Here is a 2165-nt window from a genome sequence, read left to right on the forward strand (position 1 = left end):
CCCCCCACGTTCATACACTGACCTGAAGAACGAAGAAAGGACTCCTCTCATGATCTCCCGTACTGCTACTGTTGCCGCTGAACAGGGCTTACATGCCCGCCCTGCCGCACTTTTTGCCCGGGCTGCTGGGCAAAGTGGGTATGATGTCACCATCCACTACAAGGATGACAGTGCTGACGCTTCTAGCCTCCTTGAGCTCATGACGCTCGGCGTCGAGCAGGGTGACGAAGTAGAATTGCGCTGTGAAGACGATTCGGCGGCTGATGCACTCGATAAGCTCGTCGAACTTCTTCAAACCCCAGCCGAATAATCAATCAATTCATTGATCTCTTTTTGATTCAGGACATAGTGATGACACAACGACGTGAAATAACCTCCGGTCTCGGTGTTTCTGCTGGTTTTGCCAGCGGTCCAGCGTTTATCGTGCAGCGCGCTCCCGGAGTCGATCCGAACGAGACGCCCAGCACTGATCCACAAGCTGACGGGCAACGTGTTCGAGAGGCCATGGCGTCAGTTTCTCGTGCGCTCTACACTCGCGCGGAAAGCGCGCCTGAATCAGCTCGCGAAGTCATGTATGCCACCGCCGATCTCGCAAAAGATAAAGCCCTCGCAAAAGCTGTCGATAAAGAGCTGAATAAGGGTCGTGGGATCACCGCTGCTGTGAGCCATGCAGTGTCTGGTTACGCTGCAATGCTTGAGCAGCTCGGTGGCTATATGGCTGAGCGCGTTACCGATTTGTTTGACGTCCGCGATCGGCTTATCTGCGAGCTGCGTGGTTTGCCAGCTCCGGGAGTTGGGCAGATCTCCAAACCGTCCATTCTCATTGCCTACGATCTCTCCCCTGCGGAAACTGCAGTTCTTGATTTAACGAAGGTGCTCGGCATCGTCACCGAATTGGGCGGGCCCACCTCCCACACCGCAATTTTGTGTGCCCAGTTGGGTATCCCAGCGGTCGTTCGTGTTGCTGGCGCATGCGAGATCGAGGCTGATTCTCCTGTCGCTGTTGACGGATCGCGCGGCACTGTGATTGTGGCTCCCGAAGCTGATGAGCTCGCTCAGATGGAGCAGCGCGCACAACTGCGCCAAGAGCTGTTGGCTAATTCGCATGGTCCAGGTCAAACTAAGGATGGTCACAACGTCAAGCTGCTTGCCAACATCGGCTCAGCCGCAGACGCTATCGCTGCCGGAAAGACCGACGTTGAAGGTTGCGGCTTGTTCCGCACCGAATTCCTTTTCCTTGATCGGCTTGACGCTCCCACTTATGAAGAACAGCTCGATACCTACACTAAGGTTTTCACCGCTTTCAGCGGCCGTCGCGTTGTTGTGCGTACTCTTGACGCCGGTGCGGACAAGCCACTGAAGTTTGCCGATCTGGGCCCCGAAGAGAATCCGGCACTGGGAATCCGCGGTCTGCGGCTGAGTCGCGTCCGCCAAGATCTTCTCGACGTCCAATTGAAGGCGTTGGCGGACGCTGCCGCGGCCACCAATGCTGATATGTGGGTGATGGCTCCGATGGTTGCCACCCAGCCTGAGGCACACTGGTTTGCCGAGCGGTGCGAGGAGGCAGGCATCAAGACCGTCGGCATCATGATCGAAGTTCCGGCCGCGGCGATTCATGCCGAGATGCTGCTAACGCCGCTGTCCTTCGCTTCCATCGGAACAAACGACTTGGCGCAGTACACGATGGCCGCAGATAGAATGCAGGGTGAACTTGCCGAACTCAATTCGGTGTGGCAACCCGCAGTCTTGCATTTAATTAGCTTGGCATGCTCCGGAGCTCAGACGTCGAATTCCCATATCGGAATCTGTGGTGAAGCCGCTGGTGATCCACTGCTGGCATTAGTGCTGACCGGCCTGGGAATCCAGTCACTTTCGATGGCTCCTAAGCGCATCGCCGCTGTTCGGCAGTCTCTAGCACAAGTCGATCTAGAAACCTGCCGCGAGCTGTCTCGTTTGGCGCTCTTTGCACCAGATGTAGATACTGCACGCGAAGCTGTGCTTGCAGCAGTACCAGAATCGGTGCTTGCACTGCTCTAACGTGTAATCCGCGGGAGTGACGCGGATAGTGTGATTCAGCTAGTTTGTTTGTGGGGGGTGACCGTTCCCCACAGTCCGCCCCCCCCCCACTCTGTTTCTTTTCTTCTTCGCCCATCCCGTACATCTCG

2 protein-coding genes are annotated in these 2165 nt (G+C 56.4%); both read left to right on the top strand.

Translation table 11 applies throughout. The features are described 5' to 3' along the window. Window positions 1–310: HPr family phosphocarrier protein (locus tag ACLHIL_RS08310; RefSeq protein WP_411297496.1), on the top strand; the 310-nt coding region annotated here is incomplete at its 5' end. A gap of 41 nt (window positions 311–351) precedes the next feature. Beyond that, window positions 352–2037 carry a phosphoenolpyruvate--protein phosphotransferase gene (gene ptsP / locus ACLHIL_RS08315; RefSeq protein WP_411297497.1) on the top strand — a complete coding sequence of 562 codons (1686 nt, stop codon included), beginning with the start codon at window positions 352–354 and terminating at the stop codon, window positions 2035–2037. Window positions 2038–2165 lie beyond the last annotated feature (128 nt).

Origin of the sequence: Trueperella sp. LYQ143, assembly GCF_046599595.1 — a bacterium.
GTDB lineage: Bacteria > Actinomycetota > Actinomycetes > Actinomycetales > Actinomycetaceae > Trueperella.